Source organism: Micromonospora sp. C97 (assembly GCF_018070385.1).
Classification (GTDB): Bacteria; Actinomycetota; Actinomycetes; order Mycobacteriales; family Micromonosporaceae; genus Micromonospora; species Micromonospora parva.
The window spans coordinates 157,329-171,697 of the sequence record NZ_JAGPXU010000006.1 but is presented as its reverse complement, the minus strand read 5'-3'; the positions used below and the strand labels follow the sequence as shown (position 1 = coordinate 171,697).

The window sequence follows — 14,369 nt, the reverse complement described above, 5'->3', positions numbered from 1 at the left end:
GCCGCCCGCCGTAGGCTGGGGGACGTGACAGTACGTGTGCGCTTCGCCCCCTCCCCGACCGGTATGTTCCACGTCGGCGGCGCCCGCTCGGCGCTGCAGAACTGGATCTACGCCAAGCAGCAGGGCGGCGTGTTCGTGCTGCGGATCGAGGACACCGACGCGGCGCGCAACAAGCCCGAGTGGACCGAGGGCATCCTCTCCGCCCTGGACTGGATCGGCATCACCCGGGGCAGCTACGAGGGCCCCTACTTCCAGTCGGCGAACGCCGGTGAGCACCGGGCCGCCGCCGCGCGCCTGTACGAGTCGGGCCGTGCCTACTACTGCGACTGCACCCGTGAGGACGTGCAGGCCCGCACCGGCTCGCAGTACCAGGGCTACGACGGCTACCACCGCGACCTCGGCCTCGGCCCCGGTGAGGGTCGCGCGCTGCGCTTCCGTACGCCGGACGAGGGCACGACAGTGGTGGTCGACCTGATCCGCGGTGAGCCCACCTTCGAGAACAAGCTCATCGAGGACTTCGTCATCGCCCGGGGCGACGGCTCGCCGGTCTTCCTGCTGGCCAACGTCGTCGACGACATGACCATGGGGATCACCCACGTGATCCGGGCCGAGGAGCACCTGCCCAACACCCCCAAGCAGCAGCTGCTCTGGGAGGCCCTCGGGGTCAAGCCGCCGGTCTGGGCGCACGTGCCGGTGGTGGTCAACGAGAAGCGGCAGAAGCTCTCCAAGCGCCGGGACAAGGTCGCCCTGGAGGCGTACCGCGACGAGGGTTACCTGGCCGGCGCGATGCGCAACTACCTCATGCTGCTCGGCTGGGCCCCGTCCGGCGACCGGGAGATCGTGCCCTGGTCGGTGATCGAGGACGAGTTCCGGCTGGACGAGGTCAACCTCTCCTCGGCGTTCTTCGACGAGAAGAAGCTGCGCGCGTTCAACGGTGAGTACATTCGCGCGCTGCCGGTGGCCGAGTTCATCGACGCCTGCCAGCCGTGGCTGACCGGCACCGACACCATCGCGCCGCCACCCTGGCAGCCCGAGGAGTTCGACGCCGACGCGTTCGCCGCCGTGGCGCCGCTGGCCCAGACCCGGATCGCGGTGCTCAGCGAGATCGTGCCGAACGTCGACTTCCTCTTCCTGGCCACGCCGCTGATCGACGAGGCGGCCTGGACCAAGACGATGAAGGACGGCTCCGCCGAGCTGCTGGACGATGCCGTCGCGGCGTTCGAGGCGCTGGAGTCCTGGGATGCCGAGTCGTTGAAGTCGACGCTGGAGGCGGTCGGCGCCGAGCGGGGCCTCAAGCTCGGCAAGACGCAGGCACCCGTACGGGTTGCTGTCACCGGTCGCACCGTGGGTCTGCCGCTGTTCGAGTCGCTGGAGGTGCTCGGTCGCGAGCGCACCCTGACCCGCATCCGCGCCGCCCGCCTCCGCCTGGTCTGACTGTTGCGCATCGACGCGTCACGGGCGCGTCGCCGGCCCAACTCCGCATCGCCCCGCCTTTGCTCTGCACCCCAATAGGCACCGGTCGCAGACCGTAACCGTCGCTTCCGCGGGTGCAGAGCAAAGGATGGCGCGCACACCTGACCCACCCGGGTTGGTGAGTGTCAGAGAGTCACCGAACCCCTCGCTGGCGGCGGAACACGAGGCCGGCTCCGAGCGCGGCGAGCAGCAGCACGCCGCCGAGCCCCCAGAGCCACCAGCGGCCGCCGGAGTCGGACTGCTCCGACGCGGCCGGCACCGTCGACGCCGTCGAGCTGGCGGGGGTGGTCGACGCCGGCACGGCGGAGGGCGACGCGCCAGCCGAGGGCGATCCGGTAGCTGTGGTCCCGGCGGCGGTCGACGGCGAGGCGGACGGGTCGGCGGCCGTACCGGTCGTGAGGGTGAACCGCACTTCGCCCTTCACCGGGTGCCCGTCGGCGGACGCGAGCTGGTAGCCCACGATGTAGAGACCCGCCGCCGCGGGCTTGAACGGCACCCGCACCCGGCTGCCGGCGAAGACCGGTGGGCCGCCAGCGACCACATTGTCCGGTCCGGTTATGGTGATCTTCGTCGTTGTCGGTGACGGCGTGGCGAGGAACCGCAGCTCGACCCGGGCGGGTGCCGTCGCCACGCGGGCACCGTCGCGCGGGTTGCTGCCGGTCAGCTCGTTGTGGGCGGCGGCCGGTGTGGGCGGCACCAGAAACGACACACCGAACGCCACGCCGAGGACCACTGGCATGACCCGCACCGTACGTGTAACCCTGCCCCCCATGAACCCCTCCGTAAGGGTACGATCCGCCCGCTGATCAAACGGCTCCTCATTAGTCGAGCAGAGATCGCAGATAGTTCCAATTACTGTTCCGAAAGCTGCAACTCATCGACGTTCTGCGGAGTCTGTAGGAGTGGACGCGGCCATCTGGTCGATGCCCGCACCGGCAGGTCGGTCCGGACGTCACGACGAAGCCATCCATCGAGCGGGGCGAGGAGGCGGGATGGTCCGACACATGAGGCGGTTGGCCGCCGTGTTGGCGGGCACGCTGGCGGCGGCACTGCTGTCGCTGGGCACCGCCGGCTCGGCCTCGGCCGCGCCGAAGCCGGCACCCGCCGGAGTGGACATCACCGGCACAGGGCTGTCCGAGCCGCTGCGAATGCGCGCGGACGCCGAGCCCGCTCTCGTGGGCGCGATCATCGATCAGGTCAACTTCCTCGCTCGCACCGGCATGCCAACCGGTCCGAAGGCGGCCAACCTCGGTCCGAAATACACGGTCGTGGTGCTCGCCGGCGATACGCCGAAGCAGACCTACGACCTCTATCCGAAGGCGGTCGGTGGCCCCCGCGTCTACCGGCCGGCCAAGCAGCCGGACGGCCGCAAGACCAGCGCCGGCTGGTTCCTGGGTCGGCTCAGCATGTCCGAGACCCTGCGCACCGCCGGTGTGCCGCTGGAGCGGCAGTTCGACACGGTCAGCGGCGGCGCGGGCGGCGGCGAGCGGGTGCTCCCGGAAGACACGCTCGACCCGGCGAAGGACCTCGACGAGGCGCTGGGCGACCTGCAACGCCTGCTGCTGCTCAACGTCGGCGTGATGTTGACCATCACGGTCGGCCTCGCCGGGATCGCCCTGCTGATCCGCCGCCGCACCCGCTGAACCGGCGCCGCACACGGCCGGCGCCGCACACGCTGAGCCGACACTGACGCTGAGCCGGCGCCGCACACGCTGAGCCGGCGCTGGCACCGGCGCACGTGCTGGCCAGCGCCTCAACCGGCGCTGGTCAGCACCAGCGGCGCGGTGGGCGCTCCCGGCGGGTGGCCCGTGGACGCGGTCGGACCGGGCCGTGCCGGTGCGCCCCGGCCCAGCCGGGAAGTTCACTCAGGCAACCAGCGGGGACGTCGAAGTCGGGCTCGCCGAGGGTGTTGGGCTCTGCGGAGCGCTGGCGCGGCAGCACGGGCTCGTCGTCAGCCCGCCCGGTGAGCGGCTCCGCCGGGTGCGATGGTGCGCCGCCGACCGCTCGGCGGTGCTTACCCGCCGCCTGCGGGTCGTGGTGCCCCGGCCGGCAGGGCTCGCCCTGGGCGCAGCCGTGCTCGGCCTCCCCGTGCGCCATCCCGGTCTCCTCACGCTCGCCCCACCCTCGGGTGCTCTCCCCGAGGTGCCCTGTCACCGTACTGGCCGGGACCGACGGGCCGCGCGCAGCGTACCCGGCGTCCGGACGGGCCGGTCCCCGGCGACGCCGCCGAGCACGGAACCCGGTTACGCAGTTCACAGCATCTTTTCGTGCCGTTCACCGAAGGGCCCGCCGGAGGGCGGACCGGGCGGGGCGCGGTGCGCGTACCCCTTTCGGCGCATGGCGGTGCCGTCGAGGTCCTCCCCCGGTCGGAGTTCGACCGGCGACGGCTGTGGTGGGATCGGGTCATGCGTCCGCCACCGTGGCTCGACTCCGGCACCCTCGGCCGTGATCTCGTGCTGGCCGGCGCGTCGCTGGCCGGTGGTCTGGTGTTGCACGCCCTGGGTTGGCAACCGCAGGTCCGCCCGAACGCGGAGGTGCCCTCGGCGTTGTTCCTGCCGCCGCTGGTGGCGGTGTGCGTCGCCGTCGCTCTTCGGCGGGTCGCACCGCGCGCCAGCCTGGCGCTGGGCACCGGCGCGCTGGTGGTCGACACGGCGCTGGGTAGTTCGCTGGGCACGGTCCTGGTCTACACACAGGTGCTCTACGACGCCTGCGTGTACGGCCCGCCCCGGCTGTGGCGGTGGCTGCTGCGGATCACCGTGGCGCTGAGCCTGCTCGGGACGGTCGTCGGGGTGCTCAGGTACGGCCACTGGCGTGGGGCGGCGCTCGGGGTGCTGGTGGTGCTCGCCGGGCTGTTGCCGGTGCTGACCGGCATCAGTGTGCGGCAGTACCGCGACCAGGCCGCCGCCGAGCGGGCGCGGGCCGAGCAGACCGCCCGGCTGGTCGAGTTGGACCGTCGGCAGGCGGTCAGCGCCGAACGGGCCCGGATGGCCCGGGAGTTGCACGACGTGGTCGCCAACCACCTCAGCGCGGTGGCCATCCACGCCACCGCCGTGCTGTCGGTGCCCGGCTTGGATCGCGGTCAGGTGGAGTCGGCGTTGCGGGTCATCCGGGAGAGCAGCGTGCAGGGGCTGGCGGAGATGCGTCAGATGATCGAGGTGTTGCGCGAACCCGGGAGCAGCGGTGGCCAGGCCGCGCCGGAGGTGGTCACCGCGCGGTTGGCCGAGGCGGACGGGCTGGTCGAGCGGGCTCGGGCGGCCGGTCTCACGGTGCGGGTCCGGACCGATGGCACGCCGGGCGCGCTGCCGGTGGGGGTGGACCTCGCCGCGTACCGGATCGTGCAGGAGTCGCTGACGAACGCGCTGAAGCACGGTACGGGTGAGGCGGAGCTGACGATCGCGTACCGCCCGGCCGAGGTGGTGCTGACGGTGGAGAACCCGGTCCGCCGGGGCGCGGCCGGGCTGCCGGGCGCCGGGGCCGGGCTGATCGGCATGCGGGAGCGGGCCACGCTGCTGGCCGGTCGGTTCACTGCCGGGCCGTGCGACGGTCGCTGGCAGGTGCGGGCCGCCCTGCCCACCGGGGAGACCGGGTGACCGGGGCGGCGCGGCCCGCGGACGACGCGGGCGCGGCGACGGTACGGGTGGTGCTCGCCGACGACCAGCCGGCGGTACGCGCGGGACTGGCCCTGATCTTGAACGGCTCACCGGGTGTCCGGGTGGTCGGCGAGGCTGCCGACGGTGACGCCGCGGTGCGCCTGTGCCGGGAGCTGCGCCCCGACGTGGCGGTGCTCGATGTGCGGATGCCCCACTCCGACGGGATCTCCGCGACCCGGGCGATCGTCGCCGACGGGCTCGCCGACGTGCTGGTGCTCACCACCTTCGACCTCGACGAGTACGTCTTCGGGGCGTTGCGGGCCGGCGCGGCCGGGTTCCTGCTCAAGGACACCGACGCCGACGGTCTGGTCAGCGCGGTGCGGACGGTGGCCCGGGGCGACGGGTTCATCGCGCCCACTGTGACCCGCCGCCTGATCACCGCGTTCGCGGCCACCACGCCGGGCGCGTCGGCGGACACCCGGGCCGCGCTGACCACCCTCACCCCGCGCGAGCGTGACGTGCTGGCCTGCCTCGGGTTGGGCCTGTCCAACCAGCAGATCGCCGACCGGCTGGTGCTGGCGGAGAGCACCACCAAGACCCATGTGAGCCGGATCCTGGCGAAGCTGGACCTGCGCAGCCGGGTGCAGGCCGCCATCCTGGCCCAGGAGTTGGGTCTGCCCGCTCCCCCGCAGCCGTGAGCCGTGCCGACCGGTGCCGACGTGGTTGGCCTGCTCACGACGTGTCAGGCTAGGGCGGTGAGCACGCCGGGCGGTGGGGAGCTGTCGGCCACGCTGCGCCGTATCGAACGATCGGCGGGGGCGTTGGCCACCTCCAGCGTGGCCCGGATGGACGAGACGCTGCCCTGGTTCCGGTCGCTGCCGGCCGACCAGCGCTCCTGGGTGATGCTGGTCGCCCAGGCGGGCGCGAGGTCGTTGGTGCAGTGGCTGCGCGAGGGCGGCGGCACGGCGGACAGCACCCAGGAGGTCTCGGACGAGGTCTTCGCCGCCGCCCCGCAGGCGCTGGCCCGGTCGATCACCCTCCAGCAGACCGTGGCGTTGATCAAGGTGACGATCGACGTGGTCGAGGAGCAGGTGTCGCACCTGGCCGCCGAGGGCGAGGAGCAGCAGTTGCGCGAGGCGGTGCTGCGCTTCTCCCGGGAGATCGCGTTCTCCGCCGCCCGGGTGTACGCGCGGGCCGCCGAGTCGCGCGGCGCGTGGGACGCCCGGCTGCAGGCGCTGCTTGTCGACGCCCTGTTGCGCGGTGACTCGCCGGACGTGCTGGCCAGTCGGGCCGCCGCGCTCGGCTGGACGGACGCGCCGCCGGTGGCGGTGGCGGTCGGCCGGTCGCCCGGTGGCGAGGTCTCCGCGGTGCTGCACGTGGTCTACCGGCAGGCCCGCCGGATCGGCGTGGAGGTGATCGGCGGTGTGCACGGCGACCGGCTGGTCATCGTGCTGGGCGGCGCACCGGATCCGCTGACCGCCACGGCGAAGCTGCTGAGCGCGTTCGGGGATGGCCCGGTGGTCGTCGGTCCCGCCGTACCGAGCCTGGACGAGGCGACCGAGTCGGCGCGGGCCGCGCTGTCCGGCTTTCGGGCCGCGCCGGCATGGCCCAGCGCGCCCCGCCCGGTGCCGGCGGCGGACCTGCTGCCGGAGCGGGCCCTCGCCGGTGACGCGGAGGCCCGTCGGCGGCTGCGCCACGATGTGTACGCGACGCTGGTGCGTGCCGGCGGGGAACTGCTGGCGACCCTGGACGCGTTCCTGGCCGCGGGTGGCACGTTGGAGAGCGCGGCCCGGGCACTGTTCGTGCACCCGAACACGGTGCGTTACCGGTTGCGCCGGATCGCCGAGGTGACCGGGTTCTCGCCGTTGTCTCCGCGCGACGCGTTCGCCCTCCAGGTCGCGCTGACCGTGGGTCGGTTGGACCCGGTTGCCCCGCTCGCCTCTGCGGTCCCGACTCAGACAATGACCCCGGCCGCCCGGAAATCCCCGCAAAACGAGGGTGATCCTCGCCGATCTTTGTAGGAAACCTCCAAAGGTCCTAGTACGGTTTGGTCGAAGGCGGCACAGCGTTACCCGCCTTTATCCGGGAGAGTCATAGGCGTGCTCGCTGTACTTAGTCCCGGCCAGGGTTCTCAGAAACCCGGCTTCCTGACCCCCTGGCTCGACCTGACCGGCACTGAGGCGCGACTGCGCGAGTGGTCGGCGTTGGCCGGGGTCGACCTGCTGCACCTGGGCACCGCCGCCGACGCCGACGAGATCAAGGACACTGCCCGCACCCAGCCGTTGCTGGTCGCCGCGGCGTTGCTCGCGGCCGAGCACCTGCCGTTGGACGGCGTCGCGCTCACCGCCGGCCACAGCGTCGGCGAGTTGGGTGCCGCCGCGCTGGCCGGAGTGCTCTCCGCCGACGCCGCGATCACCCTGGCCGGCGTCCGCGGCCGGGAGATGGCCGCCGCCTGCGCGCTGGAGCCGACCGGGATGGCCGCCGTGCTCGGCGGTGACCCCGACGAGGTGATCGCCGCGATCGAGGCGAACGGGCTCTACCCGGCCAACCGCAACGGCGCCGGGCAGATCGTCGCCGCGGGCGCCCTGGACGGGCTCGACAAGCTCGCCGCCGCCCCGCCGGCCCGGACCCGGGTCATCCGGCTCCAGGTGGCCGGCGCGTTCCACACCCCGTACATGGCTCCGGCGGAGACCGCGCTCGCCGCGGCGGCCGCCGGGATCGCCGCCGCCGACCCGGCCCGGACCCTGCTGTCGAACCTCGACGGCACCGCCGTCGACAACGGCGCGGCCATGGTGCAGCGCCTCGTCCGTCAGGTCACCGCGCCGGTGCGCTGGGACCTGTGCATGCGGACGCTGGCCGACCTCGGCGTCACCGGCGTGATCGAACTGCCCCCGGCCGGCACCCTCGCCGGTCTGGTCAAGCGGGAACTCAAGGGCGACGGCGCCCCGGAGATCGTCACCCTCAACACCCCGGACGACCTGCCGGCCGCACGGGACCTGATCGCCCGTATCGGAGGTCGTTCATGACTGGCAGTCGCATCGTCTCGATGGGGCACTACCAGCCGTCCCGGGTGGTGACCAACGACGACATCGCCCAGCTCGTCGACACCAACGACGAGTGGATCCGTGACCGGGTCGGCATCGTCAGCCGGCGGATCGCCGACAGCGAGACGGTCGCCGACATGGCCGCCGCGGCCGCCGGCAAGGCGCTCGCCAACTCGGGCCTGACCGCCGCCGACATCGACCTGGTAGTGGTCGCCACCTGCTCCTCCATCGACCGCAGCCCCAACGTGGCCTGCCGCGTCGCCGCCAAGCTGGGCATCACCGCGCCGGGCGCGTTCGACCTCAACACCGCCTGCTCGGGCTTCGCCTACGCGCTGGGCACCGTCGACCACGCCATCCGGGCCGGGGCGTCGCGCAACGCGATCGTCATCGGTGCGGAGAAGCTGTCCGACTTCACCGACTGGACCGACCGCTCCACCTGCATCATCTTCGCCGACGGGGCCGGTGCCGCGGTGGTCTCCGCCACCGCCGACGACGAGCCGACCGGAATCGGCCCGGTCGTCTGGGGTTCGGTGCCGGACAAGAGCGACGCGGTCCGCATCGAGGGCTGGCGCCCGTACATCCAGCAGGAGGGGCAGGCGGTGTTCCGCTGGGCCACCACCGCGATCGCGCCGCTCGCGCTCCAGGCCTGCGAGCGGGCCGGGGTCGAGCCGTCGGAGCTGGCCGCGTTCGTGCCGCACCAGGCCAACGCCCGGATCATCGACGGCATCGCCAAGCGGCTCAACATCCCCGACGCGATCATCGCGAAGGACATCGTCGAGTCCGGCAACACCTCCGCGGCGAGCGTTCCGCTGGCCCTGTCCAAGCTGGTCGAGCGCCGGGAGGTGCCCTCGGGCGCGCCGGTGCTGCTGTTCGGCTTCGGCGGCGGTCTGACCTACGCCGGTCAGGTCGTCCGCTGCCCCTGATGACCCCCTCGGGCGCGTACGCGTCGAGGAGCGGCGGTGGGCGACGCCGACCGCCGGATAATCCCGATGAAAGGAACCAACCGCAATGACCCGTGACGAGATCACCACCGGCCTCGCCGAGATCCTCGAAGAGGTTGCCGGGGTGAACCCGGACGACGTGGCCGAGGGGAAGTCCTTCACCGACGACCTCGATGTCGACTCGCTCTCCATGGTGGAGGTCGTGGTCGCGGCCGAGGAGAAGTTCGGCGTCAAGATCCCGGACAACGAGGTGCAGAACCTCAAGACCGTCGGTGACGCTGTCAGCTACATCGCGGCCCAGTCCTGATCATGAGTCGTTCCGACGTCGTCGTCACCGGGCTCGGCGCGACGACCCCGCTTGGCGGGGACGTCGCGTCGACCTGGGACGCCATGCTCGCCGGCCGCTCCGGGGTGAGTGCTCTCACCCAGGAGTGGGCCGAGCAACTGCCGGTCCGGATCGCCGCCCAGTTGGCGGTGGAGCCGTCCGAGGTGCTGGACCGGGTCCGCCTGCGCCGCCTGGACCGTTCCGAGGCGATCGCGATCATCGCGGCGCAGCAGGCCTGGGCGGACGCCGGCCTCGCCGGCTCCGACCTTGACGGGGAGCGGTTGGCCGTCAGCGTCGGCTCCGGCATCGGCGGTGCCACCACCCTGCTCGCCCAGGACGACATCCTGGAGGCCTCCGGGCCACGGCGGGTCTCCCCGCACACCATCCCGATGCTGATGCCGAACGGTCCGGCTGCCTGGGTGGGCCTGGAGCTCGGCGCGAAGGCCGGCGTGCACTCGGTGGCCAGCGCCTGCGCCACCGGCGCCGAGGCGATCGCCCTGGGCCTGGACATCATCCGCTCCGGCCGGGCCGACGTGGTGGTGGCCGGCGGCACCGAGGCGGTCATCCACCCGCTGCCGATCGCCGGCTTCAGCTCGATGCGGGCCATGTCGACCCGCAACGACGACCCGGAGCGGGCCTCCCGCCCGTGGGACCGGGGCCGGGACGGTTTCGTCCTCGGTGAGGGCGCCGGCATCGTGGTGCTGGAGCGGGCCGAGCACGCCGCAGCCCGGGGCGCCCGGGTGTACGCGCGCCTCGCCGGTGCCGGCATCACCTCCGACGCGTACGACATCGTGCAGCCGCACGCCGAGGGCGAGGGCGCCATCCGGGCCATCGCCAAGGCGATCGCCGACGCGGACATCGCCAAGCGCGACATCGTGCACGTCAACGCGCACGCCACCTCGACCCCGGTCGGGGACATGCTGGAGATCGGCGGGCTGCACAAGGCGCTCGGCGACCACCCGGTGCTGTCCGCGACGAAGTCGATGACCGGTCACCTGCTCGGCGCGGCGGGCGCGCTGGAGTCGATCGCCACCATCCTGGCGATCCGCGACAGCATCGTCCCGCCGACGATCAACCTGGACGACCCGGAGCCCGGCCTCACCCTGGACGTCGCCGCGCACAAGGCCCGCCCGATGGAGATCCCGGCCGCGTTGAACAACGCGTTCGGCTTCGGCGGCCACAACGTGGCGCTCGTTTTCGCCCGACCCTGAGCTACTGCGTAAGGGCGTGTGTCGAAGTCCTCGGTCGAGCCGAGGCGGAGTCCAGGCGGCGGTCCGGCAAGGCGGAGGTTGGGCCGGATACCGGTGTTGTATCCGGCCCAACCTCCAACGCGGCCGGCCGTTGTCTGGGCCCGCCGCAGGCCGGCCAGGGGCTTCGACACACGCACTAGGGCCTCTCCTCGTCGAGGAGGGGCCCTTAGGTCGTTCAGCCCCGGTTGCGGGGGTGCTGTTTCGCGGTGCGTTCGTTGCCGTGGCGGTAGTTGCCGGTCCAGCGGGCCATCACCAACTGCGGATCGTCGTCGACCTCGGCGAGGAACTCCTCGGCCCGCGCGCCGCGCAGCGTCCCGGCGACCCGTCCGTGGTGGGTGATCACCACTGTGCCGTCCGCCCGTTGCGTGTGCCGGAATCCCGCTGCCGCTCCCATGGGGGGAGGTTGTCAGACCGGCCGGGCTCGGGGCGACCTGATTTCGGTGGCGCGGAGCCGATGCCGATTGACGCCGGGACAGCGCCCGGCTTAGATGGGCCGACTGAAGATCGACTGACGGGGATCACCACCATGGACACTCGTACCCGCGTTGCCGTGTCGGCGCTGCTCGCCCTCGGCCTGCTGGCCGGCTGCGGTGACGACGCCGCCCCCACCGGTGCCACGGCCGGCGACCCTGCGCCGCAGGCCACGGGTGAGCCCTGGTACGACGAGGTGGCCCCGGCGTCGCCCGGCGGCACGACCGGCGGTACGGGTTCACCCTGCCCGGTCCCGGTGTCGTTTCCCCTGGCCGACGGGTGGACGGCAAAGGCCATCGAGCAGCCCAAGGGTGAGCTGGCCGAACTGGTCGGCGAGGCGCTCACCAAGCGCGGCGGCACCACGGTGCGCTGCGAGGTGGACGGCCGCTCGGCCGGTGGCGGATTCCTGCGGATCTGGGCTGCGGACTCGCCAACCGGCACACCGCGCGCCGCGCTGGAGGGTTTCGCGGCCGGGGCCGGCGAGACGGTCACCGGGGCACAGTTCCGCGACCTGCGCGCCGGCGGCTTCGACGGCACCGAGATGACCTGGATCGCCACCAACCCGCTGGTCGAGGAGGAGTCGCGCAACTGGGCGCTGGCCGTCCAGTCGGCCGGGCAGACGCTGGTCTTCGCTGTCAACGAGGGGCTGATCACCGAGCGGACCGACGTGCTGCCGGCGTACCGGCTCGCGGTGCGCGGGCTCGCGCCGGGCGAGTGAGGTCGCCCGGCGCACGCGTCGACAGGTCAGGTGCGACAGGTGCTCGCGGGCAGTCCGGGGACGGCCACCGGCGACCGGCCGCCCGGCCGGGCCTTGCCGGCGAGCACGGCGGCCAGCGCGGTCATCGACGCCCGGCTGGAGGAGTACGTGGCCAGCAGCGTCGGTGACGTGGCGCCGGCCAGCACGTACGGGGTGTCCATGGCGACAGTGACCGCCGCGTCGGCGCGCAGGTCCTCGGCGCCGTCGCCGTAGCCCACCAGGTGCACGACAGTGCCGCCGCTGGGCTTGACCGACACCCCGGCGGCGGTCAGCGCGGCGGTGAGCGTGGCCCGGGTGCCGTCCCGACCGCCGGACGAGGTGACGGTGACCGGCCCGCGTACCTCCGCGCCGCAGGTGCCCCGCAGCACGGTGACGGCGGCGGCGGCCAGCGCCTCGGCCGCCGCCCGGTGCGCCGGGGTGTTGAGCGTGGACATCTGCGCCGCCGGCAGCTCCGCGAGCTGGAACTTCATGGTCAGCACCCGGGTTACCGCCTCGACCAGTCGGGTCCGGGGCAGTGATCCGCCGCGCAGCGCGGCGAGCAACCCGTCGTACGCCTGAGCGACGTTCGGGGTCATCAGGATGAGGTCGTTGCCGGCGTTGAGCGCCCGGACCGCCGCCTCGCCGGGAGCCCAGCGCTTCGCGGGCGGCATGTTCATCCCGTCGGTGATCACCACGCCCTTGAAGCCGAGTTGGCCGCGCAGCACGTCGGTGAGCAGCTTGTGCGAGAACGTCGCCGGGGTCCCCGGGTCGATCGCGCGCGCGTCCAGGTGACCGGACATCACTGCCATCGCGCCCGCGTCCATCCCGGCGGTGAACGGTGGCCACGCGCCGCTCTGCAACGCCGCCGCGGACTGGGTGAGCACCGGCAGATCCTGGTGCGAGTCGTCGGCGCTGTGGCCGTGCCCGGGGAAGTGCTTCAGGGTGGCCGCGACCCCGCTCGCCTGGAGGCCCCGGACCGCTCCACCCACCTGCGCGGCGGCCTGCTTCGGGTCGGCGCCGTAGGACCGGGAGCCGATCACGGTGCTGCGGGTGGCCAGCACGTCGGCCACCGGGGCGAAGTCGATGTTGATGCCCATCGCGGCCAGCTCGGTGCCGGCGGCCCGCCAGGCCGCCTCGGTGAGCTTCGGGTCACCGGCCGCGCCGGCCGCGAGGGCGCTGGGCAGCACGGTGACCCCGTCGGTCACGCGGGTGACGACGCCGTACTCCTGGTCGGTGCCGATCAGCAGCGGTGCGGGGCCGGTGGCGAGCCGACCGGCGGCGGCACGCAGGCCGGCGGTGAGCTCGTGCACCTGCTGGGGGTTGTCGACGTTGGTGGTTTCCTGGTTGCCCTTGGTGGGGTCGTCGGCGCTGAAGCCGACCAGGATCAGGCCACCCAGCCGGTACTTGGCGATCATGTCGGCGGGGGTGTCGACTCCGGCGAGGGCCTGGTTACCGGCCGCCGAGCCGGCGGAGACCTTTGTCGCCGAGTCGCCGTAGGCGTAGGGCATCAGCACCTGGCCGACCAGGTCTTCGTCGGACAGCGTCGCCACCAGTGCGGCGGCCCGGCCGGCGGGATCGGCGGCCGGCGGCGCGGCCGGGGCGCTCGGACCACCGGACGGGGCGGTGGGGCTGGGCGTCGGAGCGGGGCGGGGCGAGCCGCCCGAGCAGCCGGCGACGAGCAGGGCGGTCAGGGCGGCGACAGCGACAGGAGCGCGCCACGGGCGATTCGACACGCCGCCCATCCCACCAGCTTCTCCCTTATCGGGGCAACTTGACCTTACCGCCCGTGCGTGCCTGGGCGGACGGGCGTGCACGTCGCCGACTCGCGGACCGTCGGGTCAGCCCACCCGGGTGAGCAAGGTCACCGGGGCGCCGTCGCCCGCGTACCGGTAGGGCTCCAGGTCAGCGTCCCACGCCGTGCCGAGCGCCTTGTCGAGGGCGTGCGCCAGCGCCTCCGGGGCCCGCGAGGCCGCCATCAGCGTCCGAAGCCGGTCCTCGCCGAGTTGGATGTCGCCGGCCACGCCGACCGTCGCCCGGAAGAGGCCACGGGCCGGCACGTACATGAAGCGCTCGCCGTCGGCCCCGGGACTCGGTTCCTCGGTGACCTCGAAACGGATCATGGGCCACTGCCGTAGGGCAGCGGCCAGCTCGGCGCCCGTCCCCGGACGACCGGTCCACCCGCACTCGGCCCGGCGTGCGCCGGGGTCGACGGGCTGAGCCGTCCACTGCAGGTTGACCGGCGCGGCTAGGACGCGCGCGATCGCCCACTCGACGTGCGAGCACACGGCGAGCGGGGTCGAGTGGACGTATACGACGCCACGCGTTGGCACGGTGACCTCCCGGAGAGCGAGGTGCGTCTTCCCCTACGACCTCGTCCACCCAGGTGGCTGCTGCAACACATGATGACTTGTGTGACGCGTGGTGCGCCAGGGAATCGGAAAAATCGCCGGTCGGAATAGCCGGACGGGTGGTCGCCGTTGCCTCTCAGGACACCGCGACGACCAGCATGATGTCGTGGTCCTGTACAGTTCCACCGGCG

15 protein-coding genes are annotated in these 14,369 nt (G+C 73.0%); 10 read left to right on the top strand and 5 right to left on the bottom strand.

The features are described 5' to 3' along the window. The first annotated feature begins 24 nt into the window (after positions 1-24). Complete coding sequence (gene gltX, locus KBX26_RS11905; RefSeq protein WP_030330259.1) at positions 25-1,434, top strand: glutamate--tRNA ligase; 1,410 nt, start codon at positions 25-27, stop codon at positions 1,432-1,434. Between the two features lie 172 nt (positions 1,435-1,606). Here gltX and KBX26_RS11900 read toward each other — a convergent pair whose 3' ends face one another. Beyond that, positions 1,607-2,212 (bottom strand): copper resistance CopC family protein, encoded by a 606-nt coding sequence (locus KBX26_RS11900; RefSeq protein WP_245233571.1) that lies wholly within the window; start codon positions 2,210-2,212, stop codon positions 1,607-1,609. A 253-nt stretch (positions 2,213-2,465) separates the two neighbouring features. Between KBX26_RS11900 and KBX26_RS11895 the strand changes: the two genes are divergently transcribed. Further along, the gene (locus KBX26_RS11895; protein ID WP_210865432.1) at positions 2,466-3,116 is read left to right on the top strand and encodes a hypothetical protein; all 651 of its coding nucleotides are present in this window, start codon (positions 2,466-2,468) and stop codon (positions 3,114-3,116) included. Positions 3,117-3,240: 124 nt separating this feature from the next. Here the strand turns inward: KBX26_RS11895 and KBX26_RS11890 are convergent, their stop codons facing one another. Beyond that, entirely contained in the window at positions 3,241-3,570 is a 330-nt protein-coding gene (locus tag KBX26_RS11890; protein WP_030330264.1) for a hypothetical protein, read from the bottom strand. A gap of 308 nt (positions 3,571-3,878) precedes the next feature. On the opposite strand from KBX26_RS11890, the gene KBX26_RS32730 reads away from it, so the two are divergent. The 7 genes from KBX26_RS32730 to fabF all read left to right on the top strand — a co-directional run bounded on the left by KBX26_RS32730 (position 3,879) and on the right by fabF (position 10,584). Continuing rightward, the gene (locus KBX26_RS32730; RefSeq protein WP_030330266.1) at positions 3,879-5,063 is read left to right on the top strand and encodes a sensor histidine kinase; all 1,185 of its coding nucleotides are present in this window, start codon (positions 3,879-3,881) and stop codon (positions 5,061-5,063) included. After that, a complete protein-coding gene (locus tag KBX26_RS11880; protein WP_210863430.1) occupies positions 5,060-5,761 on the top strand; it encodes a response regulator transcription factor in 702 nt (233 codons plus the stop codon). The genes KBX26_RS32730 and KBX26_RS11880 overlap by 4 nt, the downstream gene beginning before the upstream one ends. 3 nt (positions 5,762-5,764) lie before the next feature. Beyond that, positions 5,765-7,084, top strand: a complete 1,320-nt coding sequence (locus KBX26_RS11875; protein ID WP_374224270.1) for a PucR family transcriptional regulator — start codon at positions 5,765-5,767, stop codon at positions 7,082-7,084. 78 nt (positions 7,085-7,162) lie between these two features. Continuing rightward, positions 7,163-8,089, top strand: coding sequence for an ACP S-malonyltransferase (locus KBX26_RS11870; protein WP_030330272.1), 927 nt, complete (start codon positions 7,163-7,165; stop codon positions 8,087-8,089). Further along, on the top strand, positions 8,086-9,030 hold the full coding sequence (locus KBX26_RS11865) for a beta-ketoacyl-ACP synthase III (protein ID WP_030330274.1): 945 nt from the start codon (positions 8,086-8,088) through the stop codon (positions 9,028-9,030). Before KBX26_RS11870 ends, KBX26_RS11865 begins: the two co-directional genes overlap by 4 nt. A gap of 85 nt (positions 9,031-9,115) precedes the next feature. Further along, positions 9,116-9,355, top strand: a complete 240-nt coding sequence (locus KBX26_RS11860; RefSeq protein ID WP_030330276.1) for an acyl carrier protein — start codon at positions 9,116-9,118, stop codon at positions 9,353-9,355. A gap of 2 nt (positions 9,356-9,357) precedes the next feature. Further along, positions 9,358-10,584 carry a beta-ketoacyl-ACP synthase II gene (gene fabF, locus KBX26_RS11855; RefSeq protein ID WP_030330277.1) on the top strand — a complete coding sequence of 409 codons (1,227 nt, stop codon included), beginning with the start codon at positions 9,358-9,360 and terminating at the stop codon, positions 10,582-10,584. A gap of 214 nt (positions 10,585-10,798) precedes the next feature. Here the strand turns inward: fabF and KBX26_RS11850 are convergent, their stop codons facing one another. Beyond that, complete coding sequence (locus KBX26_RS11850) at positions 10,799-11,017, bottom strand: hypothetical protein (protein ID WP_030330279.1); 219 nt, start codon at positions 11,015-11,017, stop codon at positions 10,799-10,801. Positions 11,018-11,149: 132 nt separating this feature from the next. Between KBX26_RS11850 and KBX26_RS11845 the strand changes: the two genes are divergently transcribed. Beyond that, the gene (locus KBX26_RS11845) at positions 11,150-11,812 is read left to right on the top strand and encodes a lipoprotein (RefSeq protein WP_030330280.1); all 663 of its coding nucleotides are present in this window, start codon (positions 11,150-11,152) and stop codon (positions 11,810-11,812) included. Positions 11,813-11,838: 26 nt separating this feature from the next. Here KBX26_RS11845 and KBX26_RS11840 read toward each other — a convergent pair whose 3' ends face one another. Next, complete coding sequence (locus tag KBX26_RS11840; protein WP_210865431.1) at positions 11,839-13,572, bottom strand: glycoside hydrolase family 3 protein; 1,734 nt, start codon at positions 13,570-13,572, stop codon at positions 11,839-11,841. Positions 13,573-13,668: 96 nt separating this feature from the next. After that, positions 13,669-14,160 carry a DUF3145 domain-containing protein gene (locus KBX26_RS11835; protein WP_030330284.1) on the bottom strand — a complete coding sequence of 164 codons (492 nt, stop codon included), beginning with the start codon at positions 14,158-14,160 and terminating at the stop codon, positions 13,669-13,671. Between the last annotated feature and the right edge of the window lie 209 nt (positions 14,161-14,369).